This window comes from Paenibacillus sp. D51F, from assembly GCF_053345695.1.
In genome coordinates this window covers 173,649-188,845 of sequence record NZ_JBKFAO010000002.1, presented here as the reverse complement: position 1 = coordinate 188,845, position 15,197 = coordinate 173,649, and the positions used below count along the sequence as shown (strand labels likewise).

Below are 15,197 nucleotides of genomic sequence, written 5' to 3'. Positions count from 1 at the left end.
ATCCTGTTTCCATTGTACTTGATGGCAATGGGGAATGCCAGACTGCCTCTCGCTGCATCCGCGAACCTTCGCGGACCTGGAAGACGGTTAGCCGGCAAGGAATTTGGCGCATACTAAAGGCGGACATTTCAAGGAGGCGATCGAAATGAGCGCGACAGCGGCAGCATCGGACCGCGGAAAAGGCATGGACAAAAGCGAGTACGGCAAACATACGACCAATACATGGACGTACTGCCTGCAGCTCGGGTTTTGGGCCGGGCTGATATGGGGCTTCGCCCATTGGCTTCTCTATACGTTCCGGTTCACCAAGGTTCTGCCCGGCATGCTGGCGGAGCCGTTCTTCAAGCACTCCTTCCTCGTTACGGGCTGGGGGCATGCCGTCGGCATCGGGCATTTCATCGTTTTATCCATTGTTGCCGCCTATTTGTACAAGCTTCTGCTCGGACGCTTTTCGGGTCCATGGGCGGGCTTTGTGTACGGCCTGCTGTGGTGGACGCTGCTGTTCCTGGCACTCGGTCCGTTCCTCGGGATGGTGAAGCCGGTCACGGTTCTCGGCTGGAACAGCATTTTCACGGAGCTCAGCCTGTATGTGGTATGGGGCCTGTTCATCGGGTACACGATCGCGTTCGAATTCACGGACGAAGCCTCGCGCGAGCCGAAGCGCAAGTCCAAGGGAGGAAGCTGACGGACCCGCACTTCCAAGGGCATGTCATTTATGGTAGAATGGCAAGTAGCCTTTTGGCTTCTGGAGGTGCGGCAATGCGCAAGATTCTCGTACTTAACGGTCCTAACCTCAACATGCTGGGAATCCGGGAACCGGGCGTATACGGAACGACGACGCTGGATGGAATCAAGGCCTTGATGATTGAAGAGGCTTCCCGCCTCGGCGCGGAGCTGGATTTCTTCCAGTCCAATCACGAGGGCGGATTGATTGACCGGATTCATGAGGCTTACGGCAGCGTGGACGGCATTCTGATCAACCCGGGAGCCTTCACCCATTACAGCTATGCGATCCGCGACGCGCTGAGCTCGGTGCCGGTGCCGTCGATCGAGCTGCATTTGTCCAATATCCACAAGAGGGAAGCCTTCCGGCACCAGTCGGTGACGGCGGCATCCGCCGTCGGGCAGATCGCCGGCTTCGGCGCCTACAGCTATGTGCTTGGGCTGCATGCCTTGCTGAATCATTTGGACAAACCGTCCGGCCAAGGCAGCTAAAGGCAGTTTGATTGGATTAGAGGAGGTAGCCGCGATGACGAAGCAACGAGTGGAGAAGCTGCGGGGCAAGCTTGAAGAACAGGGATTGGAAGCGCTGCTTATCGGCAGCCCGTACAATCGGCGATACATAAGCGGGTTTACCGGATCTTCGGGCTGGGTGCTGCTCACGTCGGCGAAGAGCTGGTTTCTGACCGACTTCCGCTACACGGAGCAGGCTGCGGAGCAGGTGCAAGGGTTCGAGATCGTCGAGCATGCAGCCGACTATATGGAATCCGTCCGCGAGCTGCTGGCTGCGGAAGGCGTAACGCGTCTGGGCTTCGAGCAGGAGCATACGGTCTACTCCAACTATGTCCGCTGGGGACAGGTTCTCGGCGCAATCGAGCTCGTGCCTGCAGCCGGCATCATCGAGAGCCTGAGGGCCGTCAAGGATGCCTCGGAGCTGGCGATCATGCAGGAAGCGGCCGATCTGGCCGATGCGACCTTCGATTATATCAAAGGTCTGATCAAGCCCGGCATGAAGGAATCTGATGTCGCGCTTGAAATGGAAGTCTTCATGAGAAGCCGGGGCGCGACATCGTCCAGCTTCGACACGATCGTCGCCTCCGGCGAACGTTCGGCGCTCCCGCATGGAGTCGCGAGCGGCCGCGTCATCGGCAGCAACGAATTCGTGAAGCTCGACTTCGGAGCCTTGTACAACGGCTACTGTTCGGACCTGACCCGTACGGTCGCCGTAGGCGAACCGTCGCCCAAGCACCGCGAGATCTACGAGATCGTGCTGGAAGCCCAGCTGCATGCCCTGGCGAACATCCGCCCGGGAATGACCGGCATCGAGGCCGACGCACTGGCGCGCGACGTCATCGCCAAGCATGGCTATGGCGACCAGTTCGGCCACAGCCTTGGACATGGCCTCGGCATGGAAGTGCATGAGAAGCCGAACCTGTCCAAGCGCAGCGACAACGTTTTGACCCCCGGCATGGTGGTAACGGTGGAACCCGGCATTTACATTCCAGGGTTCGGAGGCGTCCGCATCGAGGACGACATCGTCATCACCGAGAACGGGATTCAAATATTGACAGCTTCGCCGAAGGAACTTATTATCCTGAGCTAGCCCGACAGCCGAAGCGGCATGCTTCGGCTTTTGGACACTAAGTCTCCCGATCGCAGCGTCCAAGCGGAAACGTCGTTTCCGCATCACCCATTTACAGGAGGAATCACCCGTGATTTCAGTGAACGATTTCAAGACAGGCCTTACCATCGAAGTGGATACCGACATTTTCAGCGTCATCGAATTCCAGCACGTCAAGCCGGGCAAAGGCGCTGCGTTCGTCCGCTCCAAGCTGAAGAACCTCCGCAACGGCAACATCGTGGAGAAAACCTTCCGTGCAGGCGAGTCGCTTGGCCGCGCCCACGTCGAGAACCGCGAAGTCCAATACCTGTACAATTCCGGAACGGAGTACACGTTCATGGACAACGAGTCGTTCGACCAATTCAATCTCGACAAAAAGCAGCTGGAGTGGGAAATCAACTTCCTGAAAGAAAACATGAACGTCAACATTTCCAGCTACAAAGGCGAAATCATCGGCATCTCGATCCCGAACAGCGTGGATCTGAAGGTAACCGAAACCGAGCCTGGCGTCAAAGGCAACACGGCTCAAGGCGCTACGAAGAACGCAACGCTCGAAACCGGCTATACGGTTCAGGTGCCGCTCTTCATCAACGAAGGCGACCAGCTGCTGATCGATACCCGCGAGGGCCGCTACATTTCCCGCGCGTAGTTCCATTCCTCTGTCAAGGCCGCCGGCGGGCGGCCTTTTTTTGTTTATCTTCTATCTCTTTAAAGCGTGAATGTGATATAATCGGTACTTGTATAATCAGCTAATGGTTGGGAGTGAACAGCGGTGTCGTTGATCGTGATGAAGTTCGGCGGCAGTTCGGTCGGCACGACGGAACGGATGCAGAGAGTCGCGCGGCGGATTGTGGAGAACAGGGATGCGGGGCATAAGGTCGTCGTCGTGGTTTCCGCGATGGGGGATACCACGGATGATTTGATCGACAAATCCAGGGAGCTGAATCCGAACCCGCCAGCTCGCGAGATGGATATGCTGCTCACGACGGGGGAACAGATATCGGTCGCCCTGCTGTCGATGACCATACATGGCCTTGGCCGGCAGGCTGTCTCGATGACGGGGTGGCAGGCGGGAATCCGCACGGAAAGCGTCCACGCCAAGGCGCGGATCACGGATATCCGGCCGGATAAGATCCACCAGGCGCTGAATGACGGCCAGATCGTCATCGTCGCCGGCTTCCAGGGCATGACGGAGGACGGGGAGATCACGACGCTGGGCCGCGGCGGCTCCGACACGACGGCGGTCGCCCTGGCGGCCGCGGTGCAGGCCGATGTATGCGAGATTTTCACGGACGTGGACGGCATCTACTCGACCGACCCTCGCGTCGTCAACAACGCGCGCAAGCTGGACGAGATTTCCTACGATGAGATGCTCGAGCTTGCCAACCTGGGCGCTGCGGTGCTGCACCCGAGGGCGGTCGAGTATGCGAAGCAGTACAACGTGAAGCTGGTCGTGAGATCCAGCTTCAACCACAACGAAGGAACGACGGTCAAGGAGGAAGCGGTCATGGAACAAGGAATCGTAGTGAGCGGCATCGCATTCGACAAGGATGTCGTCCGGATCAGCATTCTCGGCGTAGAGGATGTGCCCGGCGTGCTGGCAGGCGTATTCGGAGCGCTTGCCGACGGCGGCATCAATGTCGATATCATCGTGCAGAGCGGAGTCATGGGCGGCAAAGCCGACTTCAGCTTCACGATCGGCAGAGGCGACCGCGATAAGGCTCTTGCCATCATCGAAGGCAACCGTTCCGCCGTTCCTTACCGCGAGACGACTTCCGAGGACGAGCTCGTGAAGGTTTCCATCGTAGGCGCAGGCATGGTCAGCAACCCGGGCGTTGCGGCCAAGATGTTCCGCGTGATGGCCGAGCTCGGCGTCAGCATCAAGATGGTCAGCACCTCCGAGATCAAAACTTCCTGCGTCATCGGGTCGGGTTCGCTTCAGGCTGTGGTCCGCGCTCTTCATACGGCTTACGGCCTCGATACGGCCGAACAGGTTTTTGTCGGCGGACCTTCCGAGCGCCGATAGCCATCGCCAGCCAAAACTCCCTCAAGCGGATGCTTGAGGGAGTTTTTTTGCATTTTTTGCATTCAGCCTTCGATCATCGGGCTGCCGAGGCGCAAGCCGCGATCAGATCTGCCGGATTGGATTCGGAGCTGCCCGCCAGCTCTGCGATTCTATCGGATGGCCGCTCCTCGAACAGCACTACAGAAGCCCGATCGATAGAATAGGGAGTCTGGCGAAGACGATTACAACAACGCTTGGATTCTTCCTTGGCCAAACGTTTCGATTTCTTCCTTCCCTAATGCTTGTTTCTTCCTCGCAGTCCGCATCCTTTCTTTCCTTTCACTTAAGCCTTGATAGAATATCCGTTCTCTGCTCCACGCCGACAATCGCTTCCTATGCAAGAACATAGGGCTTGCCATATTTGAAGACAAGCCGGCATAGGCTGGGTTATACGAAGATGGAAAGAAGGGATCGGAATGATGAATAAAGTTGTAGCTACGATGGCTTCGCTGCGCCTGCTGTCGGGCTCCATCGAGATCATGGCGGCGCTTCTTATGCTGCGCCTCAATCAGATCGATAAAGCGCTCGTCATCAATTCCTCGCTTGCGTTCGTCGGGCCGGTCGTTCTGCTCGCGACGACGGCGGTCGGGTTGATCGGACTGTCGGACAGGCTTTCGCCTGCCAAGCTGGCCTGGGTCGCGGTCGGTATCGGCTGCCTGCTGATCGGGATCTTCAAGAAATAGTCTGCAAGTCTATGAACCTTCTTGATAGCAAGCGGCATAATGCGTCCAGACAAGCATACAAATAGGCTATAGGACGAACGGGGGAAGGAGTGAACGCCAATGTTGAAGCTGATTGCGCATCTATTGCCGCCGGAACTTTATGAACGGCTTCGCCAGCTGCCTGATTCCGTGCATGCGGGTTTGGAAGAGATTCGAATACGTGAGGAAAGGCCGCTGGAAATCGTCAGCCACGACAAATCGGGATTTTTGACGGAGGACGGCGGATGGAGCAGCAGCCCGCAGCAGGCGTTCAGGCCTTCCGGAGAACTATGCCGCAAGCTGCTCGGCAGGCTGACCGGGCATTCGCTGTACGCGATGGAGGAAGAGCTCAGGAAGGGCTACATCACCGTGACCGGAGGCCACCGGGTAGGACTGGCCGGCCGGACCGTTCTGGAGCGGGGCGACGTCAAGGCGATCCGGGATATCGGCGGCTTCAACATTCGGATCGCCCGGGAAGCGGTCGGCGCGGCAGACAAGCTGGCGCAGCAGCTGGCGGATGCGGCGAGGCGGAGCATCCATTCCACGCTGCTGATCGGTCCGCCGAGAATGGGCAAGACGACGATGCTGAGAGACCTCGCCCGCATCGTCAGCTCGGGCAAGTGGCCCGACCCCTCAATGGCCGGATGGCCGGGGAGAAGGGTGGCCATCGTGGACGAGCGGTCGGAAATCGCCGCTTCCGTCAAAGGGGTGCCTTCCTTCGATGTCGGTCCGAGGACGGACGTGATGGATGCTTGTCCGAAAGCGGAAGGGATGATGATGATGCTCCGCTCCATGTCTCCCGAAGTCATCATGGCCGACGAGATCGGCAGGACGGAGGATGCGGCAGCCGTCCGGGAGGCGGCCCATTCCGGAGTCGCGGTCGTGGCTACAGCCCACGCCTCCAGCCTCGAAGAAGCGAGGGGCAGACCCATTCTGCGGGAGCTGCTGCATGATGGGGCGTTCAGCCGCTGCGTCATTCTCGGGAGGGGCAGGAATGGTTTCGAAGCTCGGGTCGTCGCGCTCCAGCACGCTGCGCCGACGGCGAGAGAGCCGACTGCAGCGCGAGCTCCAGAGGGGGCGGGAACATGATCAAGGCAGCCGGTGCCGTGCTTATCCTGCTTGCCGGCACGATGATCGGATTTCTGCAGGCGGCCCGTTTCGCCAAGCGTCCGAGGCAGCTGCGAGAGCTCATCCACGGCCTGCAGCGCCTCGAGACCGAGATCGGCTACGGCTACACGCCGCTTCCGGAAGCGATGCGCCGTACGGGCGCCCATATGGCGGAGCCTGCCGCTTCGATCTTCCGGCTGACTGCGGACAGGCTGGAAAGTCCGGATGCCCCTGCTTTCGAAGCATGCTGGGAAGAAACGCTGACCGGCTGCTGGCCGGGCACCGCGATGCGGAAGACGGAGCTGGCGACGCTGAGGCGGCTCGGCTCCACGCTGGGATTGAGCGACCGCGAAGATCAGCTGAAGCATCTCCGGCTCGCGCAGCAGCAGATGCAGGCGGAAGAAGACGGTGCCCGGGATGACCAGGCGCGTTACGAGAAGCTGTCCCGCTCGCTAGGCATTCTCATTGCCGCACTGGTCGTCATTTTGATGGTTTAGGGGTGCCGAGTACATGACCATGGATATCAGCGCCATCTTCCAGATCGCCGGCATCGGCATCATCGTGGCCATGATCCACACGGTGCTTAAGCAGATGGGGAAGGAAGACATGGCGCACTGGGTGACATTGATCGGATTCGTCGTCGTACTGTTTATGGTCGTCCGGATGCTCAACGAGCTGTTCCAGGAAATCAAGACGATCTTCCTGTTCCAGTAGCGGCGGCATTCCGCGGGTCAGGAGAATGGATTATGGAGATTGTGCAAATCGCGGGAATCGGGCTGCTCGCCGCGATTCTCATGCTGGTGCTCAAGGAGCAGAGGCCGCTGTTCGCTTTTTTGCTCGCCATGTTCACAGGGGTATTCATCTTCCTCATGATGCTGGGCAAGATCGATGCCGTCATCGGCACGATGCAGCAGCTGGCCGAACGCTCCGGCATCCCTTCGGTGTACTTGAAGACGATCCTCAAAATGATCGGAATCGCGTATATCGCCGAGTTCGCCTCTCAGATCATCCGCGACGCCGGAGCCGAGAGCGTAGCCTCGAAGGTGGAGTTCGCCGGGAAGGTGCTGATTCTCGTCATGGCCGTCCCGATCATCAACGTCATTGTGGAGACCGTGGTCGGCCTGCTGCCGGCGGGGGGGTGAAGCGGCGATGCGGCTGCTGATTCGTTGGCTTCAGGCAATCGGAATAAGTCTCGTCATCTGGCTGGCCATGTCGGGAACGACGGCTTGGGCGGCAAGCGGTCCGGCGGAGCCGTCCTTGCAGGAAGCCCGCCAAGACGAAGGCTCCAAGGCAGCCGCGGACCTCAACGATAAGCTGGCCAAGGAGCAGGCGCAAGCCTACGGAACGGACACGGTGGAAGCGTACTGGAACAAGCTGGTCACGGAGTACGGCGGTTATTTTCCTGACGGTTCCATGCCGAGCTTCGTCGAGATGATCACGCCCGGCGGCGAAGGCCTCAAGCTCGGGACGGTGCTGAGCGGCCTGATGAAGATGCTGCTGCATGAGGTGCTCTACAACGGCAAGCTGCTCGTCTCCATCGTGCTCCTGGCGATATTCAGCAGCATTCTGCAGACGCTTCAATCGGCATTCGAGCGGAACATGGTCAGCCAGGTCGCTTACTCTGTCGCTTACATGGTGCTGATCGTGCTTGCCGTGAACAGCTTCCACGTCGCGATCGGATATGCCAGGGACGCGATCGAGTCCATGATCCAGTTCATGATGGCGATGATTCCGCTGCTGCTGACGCTGATCGCCAGTACGGGAAGCGTAGCGACCGTCACTCTGCTTCATCCGGTCATCATATTCATGGTCAATACGGTCGGAACGCTGATCTATACGATCGTTTTCCCGCTCTTCTTCTTCTCGGCCGTCCTGCATATCACCAGCTCTCTGAGCGACCGCTTCAAAGTGACGCAGCTGGCCAATCTGCTGCGGACGACGGGGGCGGGAATACTCGGGGTCATGCTGACCATCTTCCTGGGAGTCATCTCGGTCCAGGGAGCCGCTGGAAGCGTGACGGACGGAATGACGCTGAGAACGGCCAAATTCATCAGCGGCAGCTTCGTGCCGGTCGTAGGAAGGACGTTCTCGGATGCTGCCGATACGGTCATATCGGCATCCATGATGGCCAAAAATGCGGTCGGCCTCGCGGGAGTCATCATTCTCCTCTTCCTGTGCGCTTTCCCTGCGATCAAGATTCTGGCGCTGGCCGCCATCTACAATGTCAGCGGCGCCGTCCTGCAGCCGCTCGGCTCCAGCCCGATCACGACCTGCCTACTGACCATCGGCAAGACGATGCTGTTCGTGTTCGGAGCTCTCGCGGCGGTAAGCCTGATGTTCTTCCTGGCCGTCACCATCATTCTGACGGCAGGCAATGCGATGATCATGATGCGTTGAGGCAAGCAGCGTGGACGAAAGGAGTCGAAGCCGATGCTGGGCTGGTTCAGCTCCTGGCTCAAGGATGTCATTTCCGTCATTCTGCTCGCATCCATTGTGGACTTGCTGCTTCCGAACAAGTCCATGCAGCGTTACGCGAGGCTTGTAACCGGCCTGATCGTCCTGCTCGTCATTCTGACTCCTTTATTGAAGCTGGCGCAGGGTGACATTCAGGGGAAGCTCAGCGAGAGCATCAAGGATTGGGACCGCGAAGTTCAGGACTCGAATGTCAAGATGCCTTCGCTGGACGATATCCTGCGGAAGGCCGAGCAGACTTCGGGGCGCTCCAGACAGCAGGCAGCCGAGCTGGCGCGGAGCCAGCTCGAATCCGAGGTGAAGGCGGCTGTCGAGCAGCAGACCGGATTCAGCGTCGCTTCGGTGGCTGCTGCGGTGTCGTGGGACGGGAGCGGCAACGGGACGGTATCCGGCGTCGTCGTCACGCTGGCAGCGGCGGGCGGGCATTCTTCATCGCCTTCATCGGATTCCGGCAAGGCGGCGGGAGCGGGCGATGTCGCTCCTGTGGACATCAGGGTGGATCCCCTCCGCGTCCAGGCCGGGGATGGCTCCTCCAGCGGGGACACGGAAGCGGCGATGGCTCCTATGGAAGAGCCGGGCGCTGAAGATGGCGGCACGATGCTTTCCGGGGAAGGAACAGGGGCTGGTAATGACAGCGCGCCCGAAGCTCCGGCGCAGGCGGCTGCCGCGGTCAGGAGATTGGTGACGACCGGCTGGGGGCTGCAAGACCGGCAGATCCAAGTATTGCTGGAGACGGAATGAAGAGATGGATAGAGCATGGCGGAGAGGAGGGGGAATGGTGGGCAAATGGCTGGAAAAGCTGGAGCAGCTCGCCGGCGGAGGTCCTGCAGGGCCAGGCCGCGTCAAGGCGCTGAGATGGCTGCTGCTTCTGGGATGCATCGGAGCGGCGCTGATGATTGCCGGCAGTCTGCTGGATTTCCGCCAAGTCGGCACGGCCGGCACCCATCAGGGAGCCGATCCGCCCGCTCCCGGCTCAGGCGGTGACCAGAGCGCCTTCATCGGCAAGACGTCGCCTGACGGAACGGACTTCTCCAGCATCGAGCAGCCTCTGGAGAACAGGCTGAAGGAGATATTGGAGCAGATTGTCGGCGTCGGAACCGTGAAGGTGCTCGTCACCATCGATTCGACGGAAGAGATGGTGTGGGGCGTGGATCCGAACAACTCCCAGTCGGTGACGGATGAGAGCGACAAGAACGGCGGCAAGCGCCACATGACCCAAGTGACGAGCAGCGGCAAGATCGTCATGTATGAAGTGTCCGGGGAGCAGAGGCCGGTCGTGACCAAAATCATCAAGCCGAAAATCCGCGGAGTGCTGGTCGTCGCCAACGGGGCGGAAAATGCGGCCGTGAGGCGCATCATGACCGAGGCGGTGGAGAAGGGGATGGATGTTCCCCTCTCGGCGATATCGATCGTTCCGCGCAAGACGGGCTGATCCCGCCTGGACGGCCGGAGCCGGCGCGAACCTGAGAATCAGAGCAAGGAATAAGGCAAGAGTCGAACCGGAAACCCAATTAAGGCCAGATCCAAATTCGGATCCAAGACCAAATCCGAAACCAAACCCAGCCCTAATGGTCAACCATTTTAAGGAGGTCAAAGACAATGAATTCGAAACGTCAAACGGTATGGCTCGTATCGATGCTCAGCCTGATGGTCATTCTCTCCGCCTACTATCTGTTCACGGACAATCCGGGACAGAGCGCTCTCAAGGACACGGCGCAGACGCAGGGAGCGGCTTCCGGCGCGACGGAAGTATCCGGTGCCGCAGGCGTTGAAGTGCAGGACATGGTCGTTGCACCTGGAGATGAAGCTCCGGCTGCCGATTCTACAGGCAAAACGGATGCAGACGCGGCTGCGGACGGCGCCAACAATTCCGGCAGCATGGAAGGCACGGATGCGGCAGGGCAAAAAACGGACGGACAAACGAAAACCTCCGATGCGAAAGACGGCGCGAAGGAAACCTCTGCGGATACGGGCATCAGCCCCGAGGACCAAGCGGTGCTCCAGCAATTCGAAGCGGGATCGGCTGCCGGCGAGTTCACTCGGCTGAGCGAAAAGAGCCAGGATAAAGTGAGCAGGCTGTATGACGACATCATGAAAAAAGTGAACGATCCGAACCAGACGGCGGACGGCTCCGCCAAGGCGCTGGCCGAGCTCGACCAGTTCGAGAGCCGCCAGGACAAGATCGAAAGCCTGCGCAAGGATCTGGGAGCGAGCTTCAAAAACGTCGTCATCGACGAGAACGGCGGCGCCTTGACGGTCGTTGTCCAAAGCGAGAAGCTGCAAAAAAGCGAGGCGGCTTCCATTATTTCGAAAGTAAGCACTTCGCTGAATGTCAGCGCGGGCAGCGTGCTCGTGAAGTATCTCCCATGACGGAGCGTAAGAAGGCTTTCCGGATCGTTCCGGGAAGCCTTCTTTTTCTTTGCGGCGGGGAAGCTTCGCTGCCCGGCGATTGACCTCTCGTGTTAGAATAGGGCTTGTGCTATAATACAGTACGTCATGGCCGCATGGAGGGCTCAGCCCGCCGTTCCGTCCGGCAAGCAATTAGAGCCAGGGGTTATTCCGATCCCCGTACCCGCCCTAAGGAGTGAATTACATGTTCAAGCTTAGCGAAATCAAAGAACTGATCAAACTGATCGATCAAACTTCCGTGCAGGAACTTGAAATCGAGAACGAAGGAACCCGCCTGCTGATCCGCAAGCCCGGCAAAGCAGAAACGGTCGTTTATCAAAGCGCGCCCCAAATTCCTACATATACCCAGCCGCAAATGACGCCGCAGCCTGGTGCCGCAGCCGTTCAGGCTGCGCCGGACGCATCCGCGGCCTCTGCGAATGAAGGAGAGAAGCTCCACAACATCGTGTCTCCGATGGTAGGCACATTCTACACCGCCTCTTCTCCGGACAACCCTCCTTTTGTGACCGTCGGCAGCAAGGTCAGCGACAAGAGCATCGTCTGCATTCTGGAGGCGATGAAGCTGATGAACGAGCTGGAAGCCGAAGTGCGCGGCGAAATCGTCGAGGTGCTCGTCGAGAACGGCCAGCTGGTGGAATACGGCCAGCCGCTGTTCCGCGTTCGTCCGGAGTAATGACAGGTTTCGAGGAAGGAGACAGATCGTTTTGAAATTCCAGAAGATCCTCATTGCCAACCGCGGCGAGATCGCCGTGCGGATCATCAGGGCGTGCCGGGAACTCGGCATCGCCACCGTGGCTGTGTATTCCGAGGCGGACCGCGAATCGCTGCATGTCCGCCTGGCTGACGAAGCGTACTGCATCGGGCCGACGCTGTCCAAGGACAGCTACTTGAATCTGACCAACATCATGAGCGTGGCCACCCTTACCGAGTGCGACGCCATCCATCCGGGATACGGCTTCCTTGCCGAGAACGCGGACTTCGCGGAGATCTGCGAATCCTGCAACATCACGTTCATCGGCCCATCTCCTTCCGCCATTACGAGAATGGGCGACAAGGCGATGGCGAAGCAGACGATGAAGGATGCCCGCGTACCGATCATTCCAGGATCGGACGGCCTGATCGAGGATCTGGACGACGCGATCAGCATCGCCAGAGAAATCGGATACCCGGTCATCATCAAGGCGACGGCCGGGGGCGGAGGCAAGGGCATCCGGATCGCCGAGGACGAGGACATGCTGATCCAGCAGATCACGACCGCCCAGCAGGAAGCCCAGAAGGCTTTCGGCAACGCAGGCGTCTACCTGGAGAAGTACCTCACCGGCATGAAGCATGTGGAGATCCAGATCATGGCCGACCGTCACGGCAATGCCGTCCATCTGTTCGAGCGGGACTGCTCCGTGCAGCGCCGCCGCCAGAAGCTCGTCGAAGAAGCGCCTTGTCCGGTCCTGAACCCAGAGCTCCGGGAACGGATGGGACAGGCAGCCGTGCGCGCGGCGCTCGCCGTGGAGTATTGCGGCGCCGGCACGCTGGAGTTCCTGCTCGGTCCTGACGGCCAGTTCTACTTCATGGAGATGAATACGAGGATACAGGTCGAGCATCCCGTAACCGAGATGATCACGGGCGTCGATCTGATCAAGGAAATGATCTCCGTTTCGGAAGGCAATCCGCTGTCGTTCCGGCAAGAGGATATCAGCATCGACGGCTGGGCGATCGAATGCCGGATCAACGCCGAGGATTCCGAGCGCGGCTTCATGCCTTCGCCCGGCAAGATCGGCTTCTACCTGCCGCCTGGCGGCATCGGCGTCCGCGTCGACAGCTCCGCCTATCCCGGCTACACGATCTCGCCGCATTACGATTCCATGATCGCCAAGCTGATCGTCTGGGCGCCGACACGCCAGGAAGCGGTCAATCGGATGAAGCGCGCGCTATCCGAATTCGCGATCGAAGGCATCAAGACGACGATTCCGTTCCACCTGAAGCTTCTCGAGCATCCGATTTTCCTTGGCGGCAGCTTCGACATCAAGTTCCTTGAGGATTACGACGTGAACAAGCCCTACGGCGACGAAGCTGCGGATGCCTGAATCCGTTTGTCATAAAACCCGTGGAATGCTATAGTATAGGAATATGAATCGGATGAGCCTCCGGTTGCGGACCGGAGGACACCTAACATCAAGCGGGAGGTGCGTCAAGGCACATGAGCATCATGGCAGCGGATTACGAGAAAACGGACATCGGCACGATCCAGATCGCGCCGGAAGTCATTGAGGTCATCGCAGGCCTTGCGACGATCGAGGTCGAAGGCGTGGCCGGCATGAGCGGCGGACTTGCGGGCGGCATCGCCGAACTGCTCGGACGCAAGAACTTGTCCAAGGGCGTCAAGGTCGAGGTCGGGCACAAGGAAGCGGCTGTAGACGTGTCCATCATCGTGGAGTACGGCAACCCGATTCCTGAGATTGCAGCCGAGATCCAGCGCAACGTCAAGAAATCGATCGAGATGATGACGGGACTTATCGTCGTTGAAGTAAACGTACATATTCATGACGTCTACTTCAAGTCCGGCGAAAGCCCTGTTGAAGAAGACTCTGCCCTCAGAGTCAAATAAATATGGAACCGTCACCCCCTTGTGATTGGGCTGCCGCTCGGCGCAAGGGGGTTTATTCCGCTTTATGAGGAGGAACATCTGGTTGAGCCGAATTGTTGATCGTCTTCTTCTGTTTTTATTTTCCCTGGCCGTCATGATTTTGAGCGTGCTCGCGATCGCAATCGGCACTGGAGGAGTGGGCAAGGACTCCGCCTCGAGCTTTCTGGCCGATTGGATGAAGATCGGGACCCCCGTCAACATCGCCGTCATCATCACATCCGTCGTTCTGCTGCTCATCGGCCTTCGGCTGTTCTTCGTCTCCATCCGCGTCAAGGGAGGCGGCTCTTCGTCCATCGATCAGCGCAACGACTTCGGCGACATCCGGATCTCGATCGAGACCGTAGAGAATCTCGTGCTCAAGGCAGCCGGCAGGCAGCGCGGCGTCAAGGATCTCAAAGCCCGAATCACGACGGCGGAATCCGGCCTGGACATCGCGGTGCGCGCGGTCGTGGACGGAGAGACGTCGATTCCTCATATGACGGAGGAGATTCAGCGGGCGGTCAAGGATCATGTGGAGGAAATCACGGGCATTCCGGTTGCGGCCGTCTCCGTTTTCGTCGCCAACGTCATCTCGTCTCCTTCTTTCAAGAGCCGCGTAGAATAGGAGGCAGGCAACCATGTGGAGAGAATGGTGGGAACGATACGGAGGACGGGCTGTCGGCGTCGCCGCATCCTTGTTCCTCGGCATTATCTTTTTGATATCCGGTTTTTGGGACATGCTGTTCATCGCCCTGCTGCTGTGGGCCGGATATACAGCCGGCTACCGCAAGGATACCGGCGGAGAGCCGCTGTTTCCGTGGAGACGCCTGGCCGAATGGCTGGGAGAACGTTTCCAGCGATATCGCTGATTTCTGTGGTCTCCTCCGTACTCCGGACAGCAAGCCCCTTCCAAGCGGGGCTTTTCGGAGCAGGGAGGAGATCATAGGTATTTTTGGGGGATTCCATACAAAGTCATTTCTTGCTCAGGAGGCATTATGAAACGAAGGTTAGCGCGTCAAATAGCGGTACAAGGCTTGTACCAGATGGAAATGAACGAAGTGACGGCGGAGGAAGCTGTCGTCATGCTTCTTGAAGAGGCAAGCCAGGAAAACGAAATCGGCGCGGACAAGATGGAGGAAGGCGAGACCGGCGGTTTCGCGAAAGAACTCATCCAAGGCGTCATCGAGCGCAAGGCGGCCATCGACAGCATGCTTCAGCAGTATTTGACAGGCTGGCAGGTGGAGAGGCTTTCCCGCGTCGATCTTCAGGTGCTCAGGCTCGCCTGCTACGAGCTCGTTTTCCGGACGGACGTGCCGCCCAAGGCGGCGGTCAATGAAGCGATCGAGCTGTCCAAGCATTTCGGAACGGACGAGTCCGGCAAGTTCGTCAACGGCGTGCTGGGCCGGCTGATTGCCGAGCTGGACAAGCTGAAGACCGAATAAGGAAGCTTGCGAACGTTCGGGCCGCCTAGGCATGACAGCT

General features: G+C 59.0%; 21 protein-coding genes. 20 read left to right on the top strand and 1 reads right to left on the bottom strand.

The genetic code is table 11. The annotated features are described in order from the left end of the window. The first annotated feature begins 145 nt into the window (after nucleotides 1-145). The 5 genes from ACLBWT_RS04470 to ACLBWT_RS04450 all read left to right on the top strand — a co-directional run bounded on the left by ACLBWT_RS04470 (nucleotide 146) and on the right by ACLBWT_RS04450 (nucleotide 4,367). Entirely contained in the window at nucleotides 146-685 is a 540-nt protein-coding gene (locus ACLBWT_RS04470) for a YqhR family membrane protein (RefSeq protein WP_447661864.1), read from the top strand. Between the two features lie 74 nt (nucleotides 686-759). After that, entirely contained in the window at nucleotides 760-1,215 is a 456-nt protein-coding gene (gene aroQ / locus ACLBWT_RS04465) for a type II 3-dehydroquinate dehydratase (protein WP_447661863.1), read from the top strand. Nucleotides 1,216-1,249: 34 nt separating this feature from the next. Beyond that, a complete protein-coding gene (locus ACLBWT_RS04460) occupies nucleotides 1,250-2,323 on the top strand; it encodes a M24 family metallopeptidase (RefSeq protein ID WP_447661862.1) in 1,074 nt (357 codons plus the stop codon). Between the two features lie 109 nt (nucleotides 2,324-2,432). After that, nucleotides 2,433-2,990, top strand: a complete 558-nt coding sequence (gene efp / locus ACLBWT_RS04455; RefSeq protein ID WP_076356576.1) for an elongation factor P — start codon at nucleotides 2,433-2,435, stop codon at nucleotides 2,988-2,990. Nucleotides 2,991-3,113: 123 nt separating this feature from the next. Then, nucleotides 3,114-4,367: an aspartate kinase gene (locus ACLBWT_RS04450; RefSeq protein ID WP_447661861.1), complete on the top strand. Its 1,254-nt coding sequence runs from the start codon at nucleotides 3,114-3,116 to the stop codon at nucleotides 4,365-4,367. Nucleotides 4,368-4,440: 73 nt separating this feature from the next. On the opposite strand, the gene ACLBWT_RS04445 is transcribed toward ACLBWT_RS04450, so the two are convergent. After that, complete coding sequence (locus ACLBWT_RS04445; protein ID WP_447661860.1) at nucleotides 4,441-4,620, bottom strand: hypothetical protein; 180 nt, start codon at nucleotides 4,618-4,620, stop codon at nucleotides 4,441-4,443. Between the two features lie 202 nt (nucleotides 4,621-4,822). Between ACLBWT_RS04445 and ACLBWT_RS04440 the strand changes: the two genes are divergently transcribed. The 15 genes from ACLBWT_RS04440 (at nucleotide 4,823) to nusB (ending at nucleotide 15,157) form a co-directional block, all read left to right on the top strand. Beyond that, nucleotides 4,823-5,089, top strand: coding sequence for a YqhV family protein (locus ACLBWT_RS04440; protein ID WP_447661859.1), 267 nt, complete (start codon nucleotides 4,823-4,825; stop codon nucleotides 5,087-5,089). 99 nt (nucleotides 5,090-5,188) lie between these two features. Beyond that, nucleotides 5,189-6,196 carry a stage III sporulation protein AA gene (gene spoIIIAA, locus ACLBWT_RS04435; RefSeq protein ID WP_447661858.1) on the top strand — a complete coding sequence of 336 codons (1,008 nt, stop codon included), beginning with the start codon at nucleotides 5,189-5,191 and terminating at the stop codon, nucleotides 6,194-6,196. Further along, nucleotides 6,193-6,711, top strand: coding sequence for a stage III sporulation protein SpoIIIAB (gene spoIIIAB, locus ACLBWT_RS04430; RefSeq protein WP_447661857.1), 519 nt, complete (start codon nucleotides 6,193-6,195; stop codon nucleotides 6,709-6,711). The genes spoIIIAA and spoIIIAB overlap by 4 nt, the downstream gene beginning before the upstream one ends. Before the next feature lie 13 nt (nucleotides 6,712-6,724). Further along, nucleotides 6,725-6,928: a stage III sporulation protein AC gene (spoIIIAC, locus tag ACLBWT_RS04425; protein ID WP_048748439.1), complete on the top strand. Its 204-nt coding sequence runs from the start codon at nucleotides 6,725-6,727 to the stop codon at nucleotides 6,926-6,928. Between the two features lie 32 nt (nucleotides 6,929-6,960). Then, nucleotides 6,961-7,356: a stage III sporulation protein AD gene (spoIIIAD, locus tag ACLBWT_RS04420; RefSeq protein ID WP_049867187.1), complete on the top strand. Its 396-nt coding sequence runs from the start codon at nucleotides 6,961-6,963 to the stop codon at nucleotides 7,354-7,356. Nucleotides 7,357-7,363: 7 nt separating this feature from the next. After that, a complete protein-coding gene (gene spoIIIAE, locus ACLBWT_RS04415; RefSeq protein WP_447661856.1) occupies nucleotides 7,364-8,611 on the top strand; it encodes a stage III sporulation protein AE in 1,248 nt (415 codons plus the stop codon). A gap of 33 nt (nucleotides 8,612-8,644) precedes the next feature. Further along, nucleotides 8,645-9,427 carry a stage III sporulation protein AF gene (gene spoIIIAF, locus ACLBWT_RS04410; RefSeq protein ID WP_447661855.1) on the top strand — a complete coding sequence of 261 codons (783 nt, stop codon included), beginning with the start codon at nucleotides 8,645-8,647 and terminating at the stop codon, nucleotides 9,425-9,427. A gap of 34 nt (nucleotides 9,428-9,461) precedes the next feature. Next, a complete protein-coding gene (spoIIIAG, locus tag ACLBWT_RS04405) occupies nucleotides 9,462-10,118 on the top strand; it encodes a stage III sporulation protein AG (protein ID WP_447661854.1) in 657 nt (218 codons plus the stop codon). A gap of 167 nt (nucleotides 10,119-10,285) precedes the next feature. Next, nucleotides 10,286-11,056: a SpoIIIAH-like family protein gene (locus ACLBWT_RS04400; RefSeq protein WP_447661853.1), complete on the top strand. Its 771-nt coding sequence runs from the start codon at nucleotides 10,286-10,288 to the stop codon at nucleotides 11,054-11,056. Between the two features lie 223 nt (nucleotides 11,057-11,279). Further along, nucleotides 11,280-11,768, top strand: a complete 489-nt coding sequence (gene accB / locus ACLBWT_RS04395) for an acetyl-CoA carboxylase biotin carboxyl carrier protein (protein ID WP_447661852.1) — start codon at nucleotides 11,280-11,282, stop codon at nucleotides 11,766-11,768. 31 nt (nucleotides 11,769-11,799) lie between these two features. After that, the gene (gene accC, locus ACLBWT_RS04390; RefSeq protein ID WP_447661851.1) at nucleotides 11,800-13,176 is read left to right on the top strand and encodes an acetyl-CoA carboxylase biotin carboxylase subunit; all 1,377 of its coding nucleotides are present in this window, start codon (nucleotides 11,800-11,802) and stop codon (nucleotides 13,174-13,176) included. Nucleotides 13,177-13,289: 113 nt separating this feature from the next. Next, nucleotides 13,290-13,697 (top strand): Asp23/Gls24 family envelope stress response protein, encoded by a 408-nt coding sequence (locus tag ACLBWT_RS04385; RefSeq protein ID WP_021880408.1) that lies wholly within the window; start codon nucleotides 13,290-13,292, stop codon nucleotides 13,695-13,697. Between the two features lie 82 nt (nucleotides 13,698-13,779). Continuing rightward, on the top strand, nucleotides 13,780-14,340 hold the full coding sequence (gene amaP / locus ACLBWT_RS04380) for an alkaline shock response membrane anchor protein AmaP (protein WP_447661850.1): 561 nt from the start codon (nucleotides 13,780-13,782) through the stop codon (nucleotides 14,338-14,340). 13 nt (nucleotides 14,341-14,353) lie between these two features. After that, the gene (locus ACLBWT_RS04375) at nucleotides 14,354-14,584 is read left to right on the top strand and encodes a DUF2273 domain-containing protein (RefSeq protein WP_447661849.1); all 231 of its coding nucleotides are present in this window, start codon (nucleotides 14,354-14,356) and stop codon (nucleotides 14,582-14,584) included. 126 nt (nucleotides 14,585-14,710) lie between these two features. Then, complete coding sequence (gene nusB / locus ACLBWT_RS04370; RefSeq protein WP_447661848.1) at nucleotides 14,711-15,157, top strand: transcription antitermination factor NusB; 447 nt, start codon at nucleotides 14,711-14,713, stop codon at nucleotides 15,155-15,157. The last annotated feature ends 40 nt before the right edge of the window (nucleotides 15,158-15,197 follow it).